At 59.4% G+C, this 14,555-nt stretch carries 13 protein-coding genes; 3 read left to right on the top strand and 10 right to left on the bottom strand.

Going from position 1 to position 14,555, the window contains the following annotated elements:
- Nucleotides 1–108 precede the first annotated feature (108 nt).
- The 6 genes from BLP10_RS15055 to BLP10_RS15030 form a co-directional block, all read right to left on the bottom strand.
- On the bottom strand, nt 109–1,284 hold the full coding sequence (locus tag BLP10_RS15055; RefSeq protein ID WP_091136164.1) for a Gfo/Idh/MocA family protein: 1,176 nt from the start codon (nt 1,282–1,284) through the stop codon (nt 109–111).
- 5 nt (nt 1,285–1,289) lie between these two features.
- A complete protein-coding gene (locus BLP10_RS15050) occupies nt 1,290–2,057 on the bottom strand; it encodes a sugar phosphate isomerase/epimerase family protein (RefSeq protein WP_091136445.1) in 768 nt (255 codons plus the stop codon).
- A 67-nt stretch (nt 2,058–2,124) separates the two neighbouring features.
- Nucleotides 2,125–3,204, bottom strand: coding sequence for an ABC transporter ATP-binding protein (locus BLP10_RS15045; RefSeq protein WP_091136161.1), 1,080 nt, complete (start codon nt 3,202–3,204; stop codon nt 2,125–2,127).
- 2 nt (nt 3,205–3,206) lie between these two features.
- Nucleotides 3,207–4,091, bottom strand: a complete 885-nt coding sequence (locus BLP10_RS15040) for a carbohydrate ABC transporter permease (RefSeq protein ID WP_091136157.1) — start codon at nt 4,089–4,091, stop codon at nt 3,207–3,209.
- On the bottom strand, nt 4,088–5,026 hold the full coding sequence (locus BLP10_RS15035; RefSeq protein WP_091136154.1) for a carbohydrate ABC transporter permease: 939 nt from the start codon (nt 5,024–5,026) through the stop codon (nt 4,088–4,090). The genes BLP10_RS15040 and BLP10_RS15035 overlap by 4 nt, the downstream gene beginning before the upstream one ends.
- 73 nt (nt 5,027–5,099) lie before the next feature.
- Nucleotides 5,100–6,335, bottom strand: coding sequence for an ABC transporter substrate-binding protein (locus BLP10_RS15030; RefSeq protein WP_091136151.1), 1,236 nt, complete (start codon nt 6,333–6,335; stop codon nt 5,100–5,102).
- A 184-nt stretch (nt 6,336–6,519) separates the two neighbouring features.
- Here BLP10_RS15030 and BLP10_RS15025 point away from each other — a divergent pair, with 184 nt between their 5' ends.
- From BLP10_RS15025 to BLP10_RS15015, 3 genes are read left to right on the top strand one after another with little or no spacing between them, the layout of a single operon-like run.
- Complete coding sequence (locus BLP10_RS15025; protein ID WP_175493926.1) at nt 6,520–7,542, top strand: LacI family DNA-binding transcriptional regulator; 1,023 nt, start codon at nt 6,520–6,522, stop codon at nt 7,540–7,542.
- A 44-nt stretch (nt 7,543–7,586) separates the two neighbouring features.
- Entirely contained in the window at nt 7,587–9,194 is a 1,608-nt protein-coding gene (locus BLP10_RS15020) for a glycoside hydrolase family 43 protein (protein ID WP_091136145.1), read from the top strand.
- Nucleotides 9,195–9,236: 42 nt separating this feature from the next.
- Nucleotides 9,237–10,235, top strand: a complete 999-nt coding sequence (locus tag BLP10_RS15015; protein WP_091136141.1) for a Gfo/Idh/MocA family protein — start codon at nt 9,237–9,239, stop codon at nt 10,233–10,235.
- On the opposite strand, the gene BLP10_RS15010 is transcribed toward BLP10_RS15015, so the two are convergent.
- The 4 genes from BLP10_RS15010 to BLP10_RS14995 form a co-directional block, all read right to left on the bottom strand.
- Nucleotides 10,232–11,155 (bottom strand): pseudouridine-5'-phosphate glycosidase, encoded by a 924-nt coding sequence (locus BLP10_RS15010; protein ID WP_091136442.1) that lies wholly within the window; start codon nt 11,153–11,155, stop codon nt 10,232–10,234. The two genes, BLP10_RS15015 and BLP10_RS15010, sit on opposite strands and share 4 nt — an antisense overlap.
- A gap of 8 nt (nt 11,156–11,163) precedes the next feature.
- Nucleotides 11,164–12,117, bottom strand: a complete 954-nt coding sequence (locus BLP10_RS15005) for a carbohydrate kinase family protein (protein ID WP_091136139.1) — start codon at nt 12,115–12,117, stop codon at nt 11,164–11,166.
- Between the two features lie 89 nt (nt 12,118–12,206).
- The gene (locus tag BLP10_RS15000; RefSeq protein WP_175493925.1) at nt 12,207–13,385 is read right to left on the bottom strand and encodes a M20 family metallopeptidase; all 1,179 of its coding nucleotides are present in this window, start codon (nt 13,383–13,385) and stop codon (nt 12,207–12,209) included.
- Between the two features lie 95 nt (nt 13,386–13,480).
- Nucleotides 13,481–14,470, bottom strand: coding sequence for a bile acid:sodium symporter family protein (locus BLP10_RS14995; RefSeq protein ID WP_091136136.1), 990 nt, complete (start codon nt 14,468–14,470; stop codon nt 13,481–13,483).
- Nucleotides 14,471–14,555 lie beyond the last annotated feature (85 nt).

Genomic DNA, 14,555 nt, shown 5'->3' with positions numbered 1-14,555 from the left:
TCGAGATGAGCGAGTTAGACGAAGGTTGTCGGTGGCATGTGCAACCTGGAAGAACCGCCCTCAATCCCTGTTGCAGGAGCGAATGCGGTCTTCCGAGCCGTCGGTATCTCAGGCTGCCGTCGCCGTCTGAGGCGGTCCCTGCCAAAGCACAGTCGCATCCTGGTCAGTGAGGATATCAGGACGCTCCAACATGGTCGTGACCGGCATCGCATGTCCCGCGGCAGCGCCTTCAAGGATCTTGTGCATCACCTCAAGGACATGAAGCGCCAGCCGGCCGGTCGAGCGATGAGGCGTGCCGTTAAGAACGGCACTGGCGAGATCGGCAAGGCCGAGGGCGCGATAGTTGGCGCGCGACGGCACATCAGGCGCCCAGTTAGGTGACCGCCAGTTCGGAGCTCCGAGCGGCATCTCGCTTGAATCCTTTAGCTGCCAGTCTCCGCCGCGCTCGGTCATCTCGACGTGGCCGCCGAAGAAGTTCGGATCCGGAACGCGCAAGGAACCTTCGGTTCCATAGAGTTCGATAGCCGGGTGGCCGTGCTTCCAGACATCCCAACTCATGCAGAAAGTGACTTGAGCCCCGGACGCGAATTCCAAAAGGGCCATGACGCTTGTGGGTGTCTCCACTGTGATCCGCTGACCTTTTCGAGGAGACTCGGCAGTGACGACGCGCTCGGGGAACCCGATATTCGCCATGGAGAACACGCGCTTCACGGGGCCGACAAGGTTGACCAGAGTACTGAGATAATACGGCGCCATATCGAGAATGGGGCCGCCGCCTGGCTTGAAGAAGAACTCCGGATCCGGGTGCCAGTGCTCCATGCCGTGGGACATGAGAAAGGCCGAACCTGAAAGAATCCGCCCGACTGCTCCATCGTCAACGAGCTTTCGAGCGAGGCGCCCACCGGCCCCAAGGAAAGTATCCGGTGCGCAACCCAGCAGCAGGCCGCGTGCCTCTGCTTCATCGACCAGCTTTCGGCCCTGCTCGAAATCCACTGCAAGCGGCTTTTCGGAGAAGACGTGCTTGCCCGCACTGAGCGCGGCGAGGGAAACGCCGAAGTGAGCGCTGGGAATTGTGAGGTTCACAACGAGATCGATGTCTTCGCAAGCCAGCAACTGGTCGACCGAGAGAGCCTCGATTCCGTAGCGGCTCGCTTGGGCCTGTGCGATCTCTGACCGCATATCGGCGCAGGCGCGCAACGTCAGTCCCCGAAAAGCCGGGATGTTCTGGAGGTAGATGCCCGAGATGTTGCCGCATCCAATGATGCCGACATTCAGGGTTTTCATAATTCTCATCCTTCGATATTGCGCAGAAAGTTGATGCTTGCCCGGGCTGTCTCGGCAGGATCGGCAGGCTTGTCGTGTTCTACGACCATCCATCTGGCGCCTGCTTCACGGCATGTGCGCCACAGTTTTCGCCAATCCAGCACGCCAGCGCCGACATCCGCCCAACCATCCTGGTCCTCGTTCTGTCCCGCAGGAGCAATGTCCTTGACGTGGGCCGCCGTGATCATGCTGCGGTAACGGTCGATCCATGCTGCCGGGTCGACATTGCCGCGTGCCAGCCATGCCACATCGACCTCCCAGGCGAGGGGGCTGCCCTCAGCTTCCTCGAAGATGAGTTCCAGCGCTGTCTTGGCTCCATCTTTCGGGACCATCTCCCAATGGTGGTTGTGATATCCGAGCCGGATGCCATCCTTCTGGAAGCGCTCCGCCATTTGGCCCAGCTCCCGCCCGAGGGATCGCCAGCCATCGGCTGCCATGTCGCGTTGTTCAGGCGGAACGGCGGGCATGTAGAGATCGGTGAGACCTAGAATCCGGCAGGACTCGATCACGGCATCCGGCTTTTCCCGTAGAGCCGCCAAGCTGACATGGCTGGACGAGGCTCTCAGTCCTCGCGCATCAAGCCTGGAACGCACGCCTCCAGCATCATCGAGATGCGAACCGACGGTTTCGACATACCGATATCCTGCCTGAGCCACCGTATCGAGGATGCGGTCGAGGTCCTCCATCGAGCGCAGGGTGTAAAGCTGAATTGAAAGGCAATCTGTAACGCTCATGAATTCCCCGAGGTTTGAAAGGTGAGGACGCTTGCCTGCCATCCAGCAAGCGCGAAGGCATTCGTGACTAGAGGCGTTCGCCGCTGTCCGCCGCGAAGAGAGAAACCTGTGCGGCATCGATCCCCAGGTTGAGTTGCTCGCCTGGCGACAATCTGATGTCCCCACTGGTGCGGACCTGGAGCGAACCCTCGCGATCCCTGCACCAGATCACAGTGTCGGCTCCCATGGGCTCGACGACGTCGACGCTGAACTCAGGCCAGGCGCCAAGCTCAACAATCCTCAGATGCTCCGGGCGCACTCCGAGAACGACATCCTGGTTGGAGGTGGGAGTGCTGGTAAATGTGTAGCCGTGGAGCGGCAGACGGCGCTGGCCGGACACAAATATCGGCCCGCTGCCGGTATCTTCGATCCTGCCTTTGATGAAGTTCATTTGCGGGGAGCCTACGAAACCGGCGACAAACATGTTGGCCGGTCGATGATAGATCTCCGATGGGCTGCCAACCTGCTGAATGAGCTGATCCTTCATGACCACGATCCGGTCGGCCAGGGTCATGGCCTCGATCTGATCATGCGTGACGTAGATCATCGTCGTCTTGCCGAGTCTGGCATGCAGCCGCTTGATCTCGACACGCAGTTCGTTTCTGAGCTGAGCATCGAGATTGGAGAGCGGTTCGTCGAACAGAAAGACTGCCGCGTCCCGAACGAGCGCCCGGCCAATGGCCACGCGCTGACGCTGGCCGCCGGACAATTGATCCGGGCGACGGTCGAGAAGATGGGTGATCTGCAGGAGTTCCGCAGCCTGCTTGACCCGCTTTTCGATCTCAGGCTTGGGTGTCTTCGCCATCTTGAGGCCGAAAGACATGTTCTCGCGCACGCTCATACGAGGGTAGAGTGCGTAGGACTGGAACACCATGGCGATGCCACGGTCCTTCGGCTCTTCCCAGGTGACATTCTGGCCTCCGATCCAGATCTGTCCTTCGGAAATATCCATAAGACCGGCGATGGCATTGAGCAAGGTTGATTTACCGCAGCCCGAAGGACCGAGCAGGACGATGAACTCGCCTGCCTCGAAGTCGAGAGACAAGCCATTGAAGACGCGGACTGTCTCGAAGGCTACGCTGATATCGCGGACGGAAACGGCGGACATGTTTACCCTTTCACTGCACCTGCGGCGATGCCGCGGACGAACCAGCGTCCTGAAACGAAATAGACGACGAGGGGAACGAGCGCGGCGAGCATGGTCGCGGCCATATCGACGTTGTAAGCACGCTCGCCCTGTGTCGAGTGAACGATGTTGTTGAGCTGCACCGTCATGGGCAGGTTCTCGCGGCCAGCGAAAGTCAGACCGAAGATGAAGTCGTTCCAGATGCCAGTAACCTGAAGGATCGCCGCAACAACGATCATCGGAGTCGACATGGGCAGCATCACCCGGAAGAAGATCGTCCAGAAGCCTCCGCCATCGATGCGGGCTGCCTTGAAGAGCTCGATAGGCAATCCCGTATAGTAATTGCGGAAGAGCAGCGTCATCGTGGGCAGCCCAAAGATCACATGCACAATGATGATGCAAAGCAGAGAGTTATAGATCCCTGTCGTGGAGAAGATGCGCACGAGAGGATAGAGAAAGACCTGATAGGGGATGAATGCGCCGAGCAGCAAAATGCCGAAGAGCAGGTTTGCTCCACGCACTCTCCAGAGGGAGAGGGCATAGCCGTTGATAGCGCCTGCCGCGATCGACAGAATGACGGATGGGATCAGAATTCGAACCGAATTCCAGAAGCCGACGCTGATGCCGTTGCATTCCAGCCCGGTACAGGCTGACGACCATGCCTTCACCCAGGCGTCGAAGGTGAGGTTGGCAGGCCACGCAAGGATATTGCCCAGCCGGATCTCGTCCATGGGCTTGAGCGAGGTGACAATCATGATCCAGAGCGGCAAGGTGAAGAACAGGGCGGCCGTGATCAGGAACGCGTAGATTCCGATGCGCCCGGCCGTCAGGCGCCGTGGGCGGCTGCCCTGCGGTATGACAGTGGTCATGCGGGCCTCCCTTGCGGTCGAATGTATTTGGCGTAGACCCACGGGGCGAGGATCGCCACGACTGTGATCAACATGACAGTGGCGGCAGCCGTTCCGAGAGCGATGTTGTTGCGCTCGAACAGGTGATCCATCACGAACTTCGCGGGCACTTCCGTTGCGATGCCGGGGCCGCCGAGCGTCATGGCAACCACAAGGTCGTAGAGTTTCACCACGCCGACTGCGAGCAGCACGGTGGCAGTCACGACCATTGGCCGAAGCAGGGGCAGAACAATGGAAAGGTAGACCCGCCAGACGGGGATCCCGTCGATGCGGGACGCCTTCCATAGCTCCGCATCAACTCCGCGCAATCCCGCAAGCAGAATTGCCATGGTCAGTCCGGCTCCATGCCATAGTCCGGCAATGACGATGGTGTAGATCGCCATCTGCTGGTTCACCAGCCAATCGAAAGTGAAGCTCTCGAAGCCCATGTCGCGCACGAGCTTTTCGAGGCCGAGGCCTGGATTGAGAAACCATTGCCAAGCGACCCCGGTGACCACGAAGGACATGGAGTAAGGGTAAAGGAAGATTGTGCGAAAGACCCCTTCGGCGCGCACGTTCTGATCAATGAAGACAGCGAGCAGGAAGCCGAGGATGAGGCAACCCGAGATAAAAAGAACGCCGAAGATCAGGATGTTTTCGGCCGAAACCAGAAAGCGGTCGTTCATGAAGAGGCGGCTGTACTGGGCAAAGCCGACCCAATCGAGCTTGGGAAGAAGTGTCGAACTCGTGAATGAGAGCCGCACCGTCCACAGCATGCATCCGATATAGACGACCAGTACAATCAGCGCTGTGGGGAGCAGCGCGAGGGCCGCAGGCAATCGCGTTCTGTTGATGCGACGGCTTTTGGCAGGGCGCTCGGATGTGGCAACAGCATTCGGGATAGAGACAATGGCCATCTGGAAGGTCCCTCAGAGGTCGCCGGTCCGGCGAGAGCAGGGCTCCGCCGGACCGCATTGGAGAGAAGGTGCCTCAGCTGGCGCTTTGCATGGCGGCCACCACTTTCTCCACGAATGCATCGGCCGACATGTTCGGATTGTTCCAGAACTGCGTGACCGCGTCCTGCATCGCGCCGGAGAAGTTCGGCGTGCTCAGGAGTTCCATGGCCTCTACCTGGTTCGCGGGATCCTTCAGAACGGCTGCGGACTTCTGAGCGCAGACATCCATCGATGAGACGTCCACGTCCAAGCGGACCGGGATCGAGCCTTTCTTCTTGTTGAACTCGAGCTGCGTCGTCGGATCGAGCAGAACATCGGCCAGCTTGTCCTGGGCAGCCAGCTGATCCTTATCCTTGGTCGTGGGGAAGACGAACACGTCGCCGCCGATCACAATTCTCGGCTCCTTGCCGACGATGGTGCAGCCGTATTCATTGCCTGCCGTCTGGCCCGCAGCGGTGAACTCGCCCTTGGCCCAATCGCCGTTGAAGTGCATCGCAGCTTTATTGGTGATGACGAGTGCGGCAGCGTCATTCCAGTTGCGCCCCGGGGAGCCGGGATCGACAAGCGCACGCATCTTTCCGAAGAGCTCGGTCGCCTCCTTGAATTCGGGACTTTTCGCCGCTTTCTGATCGCGCGAACCGTAGACCTTGCGGAAGAGATCTGCACCGCCATTGCCAACCAGCACGGCCCGGAACAGGTTATGCTCCCAGTTGGGCTGACCGCCGAGCGCAAGCGGGATCACGCCATTGGCCTTGAGCTTCTCACCGGCAGCGATGAGTTCAGGGAACGTCTTCGGAGGCTCGACGCCGGCGTCCTTGAAGAGTTTGGTATTGTAGAAAAGCCAGTTTTGACCGTGAATGTTGATCGGGACTGCGAAGAATTTGCCGTCGCGGACCGTCGCTTCGACGATCGGCTTAGGCATGATCTCTCGCCACTTGCCGGCCTTTGCCTTGTTTTCCACGTCGCGAACGAGGTCGTTGGTGACGAGTTCGTCGAATTGCTTGCCGGTATTGAACTGCATCATGGCCGGGGGATTTCCGCCGACGATGCGGTTGATGCCTGCTGCGCGGGCATTGGCGCCGCCAGCGATAGCATTGTCCACCCAGGTGCCACCGGCTTTCGTGTACTGGTCGGCGAAGACTTTGACGGATGCGGACTCGCCCGCCGACGTCCACCAGTGAAGGACTTCTGCCTTTTGGGCGAGAGCTCCTGTGCTCGCGATGAGGGCAACAGCAAGGGTATACGCGGAAACGCGTGTCTTCAGGCTCATGGCTTCCTCCCAGAAGCGTTGTGAACTTTTTCTGTAATCGATTACATCTTATTTTATGTAGGTTGAAATCGACTTCAAGGTAAGTCAAGACTAAAATTTACGTAACGTACCCGTTGGGATGATTGGGCCGATATTGTGTTAAGCCTTCAAGAGTGCGGTTATGAGCCGTAGGAGCTGGAAGAGCGTGAAGGGAGTCCGTATCGCGGATGTGGCCCAGCTTGCCGGGGTCTCGACGGCTACGGTCAGCCGCGTTCTGGCCAATCCGGATCAGGTCCGTGCCAAGACCCACAAGGCCGTGATGGAGGCTGTCCGTCGTAGTGGGTACACGCCCAATAGCGCGGCTCGTAACCTCCGTACCCGACGCACAATGACCGTGCTGGTAGTCGCGCCGAGGCTCACCAACCCGGTCTTCGCTCAGGTTCTGCGGGGAGTGGACGACGAGCTGACCCAGAGCGGTTACGGAATCATTGTCGCCAACCTGGACAATCAGACTGACAGGGAGGTGCGCTATGTCGATCTCGTACTCTCCCGTCAGGTGGATGGCGTGCTTCTGATGAACGGGCGCATTCCACAAGGCGGCAAGCGCAGCATGGGCGACGCTGGAGTTCCCATCGTGGCCATGTGCTCCGCCATTCCAGACAGCGGAATTCCCAACATCACTGTTCAGGATCGTGAAGCCTCCCGCAAGGCAGCAGAGTATTTGGCGCAGCTTGGTCACCGCAGGTTCGGCTACATCTCGGGCCTTCCGGGCACATACATTGAGACTGAGCGCTTCAAGGGGTTCCAGGACGGCCTTGCCGCAGCCGGCTATGACGAGAAGGTCGTACGCTGGGAGGGGCCTTTCACGTTCTCGACCGGCGTCGCCGCCGCGCAGGCATTCCTGCGCATGAAAAAGCGGCCGACTGGCATCTTCGCTGCCTGTGACGAGAGCGCGATCGGCTTCGTCAAGACCGTTCAGGAGGCAGGCGTGCGCGTGCCCGAGGATGTGTCTGTGATCGGCTTCGACGGCATCGAGTTCGCCGATTTCTCCGAGCCGACGCTCACGACATTCCGGCAGCCGCTGCGCGAGATCGGGCGTACGGGCGCGCAAGCGCTCCTGAAGATGATTCAGGGAGAGGCGGGCCAGGTGGACTTGAATGTGCGCCTGCCCCTGCAATTGCTTGAACGAGGCACCACCGGCCCTGCGCCGGAGAAGACGCGTGGATGATGCCGCCTCCACGCATGAAACATTCATAACATCGGGAAGCGCCCATGGCCGTCATTCGAAACCCAATCCTGCGCGGGTTCAATCCCGATCCTGCCTTCTGCAGGGTAGGTGACGATTATTACATCGCGACCTCGACCTTCGAGTGGTATCCGGGCGTTCAGATCCATCACTCACGCGATCTCGTGAACTGGCGCATGATCTGCCGCCCGCTCGATCGCGCGTCACAGCTCGACATGCGCGGCAATCCCGACAGTTGCGGGGTCTGGGCGCCTGCCTTGACCTATGCGGACGGCCTCTTCTGGCTGATCTATACTGACGTGAAGCGGCGTCTCGGCAACTTCAAGGATACGCACAATTATCTTGTGACGGCGCCTTCCATCGAAGGTCCCTGGTCAGATCCGGTCTACATGAATTCGTCGGGGTTTGATCCTTCGTTGTTCCATGATGATGACGGGCGGAAGTGGTTCGTCAACATGGTCTGGGATCATCGCCGCCGCCGAAGCTCCTTCGACGGCATTCTCCTTCAGGAATACTCACCGCAGGAAAAATGCCTCGTCGGCCCGATCAAGAACATCTTCAAGGGCAGCCCTCTAGGGCTCGTCGAAGGGCCGCATCTGTGGAGGCGCAACGGCTGGTATTATCTCACCGTGGCTGAGGGCGGCACCTCCTATAATCACGCCGTGACGATGGCGCGCTCCAAGAGCCTCGACGGGCCCTATGAACTCCACCCGGACGTGCATCTTCTGACGAGTAAGGATGCGCCAGACGCTCCCCTTCAGAGAGCAGGTCATGGGGTTTATGTGGAGACGTCCGCCGGTGAGGTCTTCCACACGCATCTTTGCAGCCGCCCCCTGCCTGGATCAAGGCGTTCGCCGTTAGGCAGAGAGACCGCAATCCAGCGGGTGATTTGGGGTGACGACGACTGGCTCTACCTTGCCCATGGCGGTCAGGTGCCGGCCGTTGAAGTGCAGGGCCCTGAACTCCCACCTTACCCGTTCCCCCCCGAGCCCGAGCGCCATGATTTCGACGATGAAAAGCTGCCCTCCGAGTTTCAGTGGCTGCGCACGCCCGATTGGGGACGTCTCTTCTCGTTGAGTGCCAGAACGGGGCATCTCCGGCTTTATGGGCGTGAATCCATCGGAAGCTGGTTCGAGCAGGCACTTGTCGCCCGGCGCCAAACAGAGTGGAGCTATACGGCCGAGACCTCGGTGGATTTCAATCCGGAAACGTATCAGCAGCTTGCCGGGCTGATCTGCTACTATGACCGCGCCCGCTTTCACTATCTTGCCGTCTCTGCCGATGACGAGGGAAGGCGCGTGCTTCAAGTCATCTCATGTCTGGGCGACACTCAGGATTCCCTGATGACCTACATGCTCGACAATGACTTGCCACTGCCTGTGGACGGCCCAATTCACCTGGGTGTCGATGTTCACTTGGCCGACCTTCAGTTCAGATGGTCAATGGATGGTGTGAATTGGAAACCTATTGGCCCGAGCCTTGATGCAAGCATCCTGTCGGACGAAGCGGGGCCGGGGGCTCATGGTTCGTTCACAGGCGCTTTCGTCGGGATGGCTGCGCATGATCTGACGGGGCGCGCCCTGCCGGCGGATTTCGATTTCTTCGTCTATCGGAACGCGGATGACAGAGATTAGTCGCGTGCCTCTCATCAACCTACACACTCTCGGGAGATCAACATGAAGCCGGTTCGTTGGGGGATCTTGAGCACCGCCAAGATCGGAAGGACGAAGGTCGTTCCGGGAATGATGAAAAGCCCGCTTTGCGATGTTGTCGCCGTCGCTTCCCGGAATGAAACCTCGGCCAAGGCCATGGCACAGGACCTCGGCATCCCGAAGGCTTACGGCTCCTACGAGGCGCTGCTTGCGGATCCGGACATCGAGGCCATCTACAACCCGCTTCCTAATCATCTGCACGTCCCGCTGACACTCATGGCGGCATCGGCAGGCAAGCATGTGTTGTGCGAGAAGCCGATTGCGATCACTGCTCAGGAGGCGGAGCAGCTCAAGGAAGCCTCATCCAGGGTCCTCATCGCCGAGGCCTTCATGGTTCGCCACCATCCGCAATGGCAGCATGCCAGAAGCCTCATTCAGGAAGGCTCCATCGGAGAGGTGAGGGCGATCCAGGTGCTGTTCTCATACTTCAACACCGACCCATCCAACATTCGCAATGTGGCGGGCATCGGTGGCGGCGGGTTGCTGGACATCGGCTGCTATGCGGTGGTGGCCGGGCGCTACTTCTTTGATGCGGAGCCCGCCCGTGTCGTTGCGCTTGAGGACCTCGATCCTGCATTCGGGGTTGACCGCATGACCAGCGCCCTCATGGATTTTGGTGCAGGTCGGCATGCTACTTTTACGGTCTCGACCCAGCTTGTGCCCTATCAGCGGATACAGGTTCTCGGGACGAAGGGCCGCATCGAAATCGAGATTCCCTTCAATGCCCCTCCAGATCAGCCAACCCGAATATTCCTGGACAACGGGGCCATGCACGGAGGCCGATCCGCACAGACGATCGAGTTCCCCGTCACAGATCAATATCAGCTCCAGGGGGAAGCGTTCAGCCGCGCCGTCCGCGAGGCTGAACCTCTGGGATACGGTATCGAGGACGCGCTGAAGAACATGCGCATCCTGGATACATTGCGGCGTTCCGCAGAGTCGTCGACCTGGGAGTCCATCTAAACACGTTCTGGGGTCGCCAGTGATGTCGCCAGACGGGCTGCCAGTGCAGCGTTGTTTTTGACCAGGGCGATGTTGGTGGCCAAGCTGCGCCCCTCTGTGCTCTCAAACAGGAATGACAGAAGGAAGGGGGTCACTGCCTTGCCGGTGATGCCACGACGGCTGGCTTCAGCAACCGCCTGATCGATGAAACTCTTCATTTCATCAACGGAGATTTGAGCAGCTTCCGGAACCGGGTTCGCGATAAGGACGCCGCCTGTCAGACCAAGCGCTTCCTTGGTGTGGATCAGAGCAGCGACTTCATCTGGACTATCGAGCCGGATCGGGGCCGGAAGGCCGCTCGTCCGGCTCCAGAAGGCCGGAAATTCAGCTGTCCCATATCCTACGACGGGAACGCCGCGGGTTTCGAGATATTCGAGGGTTCTCGGCAGGTCGAGGATGGCTTTAGCGCCGGCACAGACCACTGCAACAGGCGTCCGCGCCAATTCGTCGAGGTCAGCCGAGATGTCCATCGTGGTTTCGACACCCTGATGGACGCCACCAATTCCGCCTGTCGCGAAAACCTGAATGCCGGCCAGATGGGCGCAGATCATGGTTGCGGCTACAGTCGTCGCGCCATGGCGTTTCACCGCGATGGCATAGGGCAGGTCGGCCCGGCTGAGTTTCATCACGTCGCTTGCGGTTCCAAGCCAGTCGAGTTCGTCGTCCGTCAGGCCAATCTTGATCCTACCGGCGATGATCGCAATCGTTGCCGGGACGGCTCCATTTTCCCGAACAACCGCCTCAACTTCGCGGGCTGTCGCCACATTCTGTGGATGAGGCATGCCATGGGTGATGATAGTGGATTCCAGAGCCACAACGGCTCTGCCCTGATCCAGGGCAGCTCGCACCTCGGGAGTGAAGTCAAGAAGACGGCTGTCCATGGCGTGGCTCATAGGGTTTCCCCCTCCAGTCTCTGATTGGCATTCCGTGCCATGACGGATTCCAGCAAAGCAAGGGAGAGATCCGGGCGAACGCTGTCCGGACACTCCAGTGTCAATGCTGCCGCCACCGTACCCATTTGCGCCGCGTTCGCCAAGGAATGGCCGTTCATCATCGCGACAAGAGTGCCCGCGATAAGAGCGTCGCCCGCACCCGTCGCGTCGACGACCTGGGCCGGGCTAGCCCCGACTCTTGTGTGTCCAAAGGCATCCATTGCGATCAACCCGGCCTCACCAAGCGTGAGGACGACCCGCGCAGCACCGCGCTTGAGCAGGGCCGCGGCCATGTCTTCCGGAACAGTCGCGGATCGACCTAAAAGAGCCTGCGCCTCATCCAGATTTAGGAAGAGGAGTCCAACACCATTCAGGTCGCGCGGCAGACGTGCGACCTTCAGCATCGAGACGGCATCAACAGCCAGCATGGAGGAATCTCGGCGCGCCGAACCGACGAGCTCGTGCAGGGTCGATGACGGCAGGTTGCAATCGGCGAAGATCCAGGAAGCCGACATTTCGGGCCAGCACTGCTGCAGCAAGGCTGGCGTGAGAGCGTCGAAGATTGCCATGTCGGCCAATCCAAGGGCGAGATCGCCATTGGGTTCAAGAACAGCCACATACTCGGCAGTGGCATGGTCGCTTGAAAGCGTCACATATTGCGTGTCGACCCCTGCCGCTTTGAGGTTCTCTCGAATGGCGGCGCCATTCTCATCCTGGCCCAGGATGGAGATGAGGGAGGCCTTCGCGCCAAGCCGCACGATGTTCTCTGCCACGTTACGGGCAACCCCGCCAAAAGATCGTTTTGAAACGACAGGGTTGGATGTTCTCAGATGAACCGACTCATTCGCGCGATATTTCCTGTCAACGGTTGCCCCGCCGATACAGATCACCCTGTCGGATTCCGGATGCATGAATACAGGCCTTTCGCATTCCCTCAGACCCTTTTAAGGAAAATGGCCAGCCAAGTCATGGGGTAGAAAGCGCTCCCTGAGGCGGCGTGTCAGGTGGTTGCGAGGACTTTCCCGATCGTTTGCGCCAGAATTTGGGCTCTCTGAAGAAGGGTCGGCAACTCGATATATTCGGCAGCGGTATGCGCTTTGCCACCAACTGGCCCTACGCCGCAGATCGTTGGAGCCCCTGCGCTCGCGGTGAATCCGGAATCGGCGCAGCCCCCGGTGAACTCTCCTTCCAGGGTGGCGCCGCAATCCTGAGCCGATTGGGCATAGTAGGCTGCGAGTCTTTCGCTTTCGGGCGTGGGCGCGAGAGCCAGAAAATTACCTTTGCGTGTCAGCGTTGACGCAGTACCGGGAACAACTGTGGTCGCCATGATAGAATCGATAGCTTTGCTGAGCGCATCGCGCTGTTCGTTCGTGACGAAGCGCACCTCGAATCCGGCGCTTGCATGTGGTGCGGTCGTGTTCACGGATTGCCCGCCTGACACCAAGCCGACATTGACGGTAATGCCATCTTCGACGCGGGTCAGGGCATGCAGGGCGACAATCTTGTGCCCAAGCTCGGCAATGGCGTTCGCCCCTTCCGTGAAGTTCACGCCGGAATGCGCTTCCTTCCCGGTGATGTCAAGGCGATAGCCAAGGCTGCCCTTGCGTCCGGTCACGAAGTTGCCGGAGGCCCGACCAGGCTCGGCATTGAACACGGCAAAGGCGCTTCTGGCTTCCTGCATGATCAAATCCCGCGATGCATTGGAGCCGATCTCTTCATCGCCTGTCATCATCATGACGAGTGGTGTCTGAGGCGCGAAGTGCTTGAATGCGGCCATGACGAACGCATTCATCACCAAGCCGGCCTTCATGTCGGCTACGCCCGGCCCGTAGGCGCGTCCATCCGCGATGCTGAATGGACGCCTCGCGGCTTCTCCATCGGGGAAAACCGTATCCCGATGTCCGAGCAGCAGGATATTGTGCTGTTCTTTGCTGCGGCGGGCATCCCCAATCTCCGCGCGGAGAATATCGCCGAATTCGGCATGGGGTGTTACTGCCACCTCAATTCCGTGATCGGAGAAGAACCGGATGAGCCGCGCTCCTACAGCATCCACGCCAGCCTTGTTGTAAGAGCCGGAGTCGATGTTGACCAAGTCGGAGAGGAGCTGGACCATGGCCTCCTGCTGCTCGCCCAGCCATTGCGTGATCTCAAGCGAACCTTGTGTCTGCACGGCGGTCATCGTCTTTCCTTCTTACGGCATGTTGGGATGAAGTCTCGAAGCGAGGGGCTCGCTTCGTCCTGTCGCTTTGGAATTCGGCCGTTCCCGGGGAAGCATCAGCGGGCTTCCACCAGCTTTCTGTCCATCTCTCGAGAGTTGCTCGCGAAGCGGCGGGCGAGGATAGCGCATGCCATAAGCTGAATTTGGTGGAAGAGCATGAGAGGAAGAACGATCAAGCCGATATTTTGCCCGGCGAAGATCACGCTCGCCATCGGGGCGCCGGAGGCGAGGCTCTTCTTGGAGCCGCAGAACGTAATGGCAATTCGATCCTCGCGATTGAACCTGAGCCAACCGCTGACGAAATATGTGAAGCATAAGACGACCGCGAGAAGCACAACATCGATCGCCACAATGGCAGCGAGATCGCCGACAGAAAGGGTGTGCCACAGGCCGCTAATCGTGGCTTCGCTGAAGGCTCCATAGACGACCATCAGAATGGAGCCCCGGTCCACGATCTGCGTGAGAACCTTGTGACGTCCGAGCCATTGACTGATCAATGGCTGAACGAGCTGTCCGAGGAGGAAGGGCGCAAGCAGCTGCAGGAGAATGCTCTCGACCGCATCGAGCGAGATTCCGTTGCCGCCTTGAGTCTGGAACAGCAATCCGACCAGGAGCGGGGTCAGGAACATGCCCAAAATGTTCGAGGCAGAGGCTGAACAGATAGCTGCCGGAACGTTGCCCCCGGCAATGGACGTAAAAGCAATGGATGACTGGACGGTCGAAGGCAGGACGCACAGAAACAGGATGCCTGTTCCAATCGCTGAGGAGGCCAGACTTGGCAGGGCGATGACGATCAACCCAAGGATGGGGAAAATGACGAAGGTGGTGGCGAGCACGAAAAGATGCAGCCGCCAATGAATCATACCGGCCAGCACGACATCTCGGGACAGGCGGGCGCCATGCAAGAAAAAGAGCAGCGTGACGGCGGCTTTCGTGCCGATGGAAAAGGCGTGGGCAGGCTCGCCGCTGATCGGCAGGAACCATGCCAGCACGACCATCCCAAAAATGGCGATCGTGTACCATTCCCGTTTGATAAGTGAGATCATAAGAAGCTCTTGCGGTCGCAGCGCCAGCTGCAGCCAGGGCGTACATTCGCAATGCGAAGGGGCGGATGCTGGATTTGCAACATCC

Source organism: Microvirga guangxiensis, assembly GCF_900102135.1.
GTDB classification, from domain to species: Bacteria; Pseudomonadota; Alphaproteobacteria; order Rhizobiales; family Beijerinckiaceae; genus Microvirga; species Microvirga guangxiensis.
This window is presented reverse-complemented; position numbering and strand designations above follow the sequence as displayed.